General features: G+C 69.2%; 1 protein-coding gene. It reads right to left on the bottom strand.

Annotated elements, in window-relative coordinates:
* Positions 1-380 (bottom strand): 2Fe-2S iron-sulfur cluster-binding protein (locus tag CAY82_RS27715; protein ID WP_256576354.1); only part of this gene is annotated, 380 nt, incomplete at its 3' end.
* Positions 381-403 lie beyond the last annotated feature (23 nt).

Below are 403 nucleotides of genomic sequence, written 5' to 3' on the forward strand. Positions count from 1 at the left end.
TCCTTGACCACGGGCAGGCCCTTGATGGGCTCGACGACGATCGGCTTGGACGGGTCGAGGTCCTTGAGCAGCGTCTTGCAGGCGAGGCGGTTGCGGCCGTTGATCCGCATCGCGTCCGATCCGCAGATGCCGTGCGCGCACGACCGGCGGAACGTCAGCGAGCCGTCCTGCTCCCACTTGATCTTGTGCAGCGCGTCGAGCACGCGGTCGGTGCCGTGCACGTCGACCGTGAACTCGTCCCAGCGCGGCTCGGCCTCGAACGGCTCGCCGAACGTGGGGATCGCGTCGTCCGACGGCAGGAACCGGCGGATCTTCAGCGTGACCTGGAAGGACGGCACGGCGCCGGCCTCGGGTGCGGGGGCGTCCAGGGTGGCGGTCATCAGTACTTGCGCTCCATCGGCTG

The sequence above is a fragment of the Pseudomonas sp. SID14000 genome (genome assembly GCF_002165135.1).
In the GTDB taxonomy this organism is placed as follows: Bacteria; Pseudomonadota; Gammaproteobacteria; order Pseudomonadales; family Pseudomonadaceae; genus Aquipseudomonas.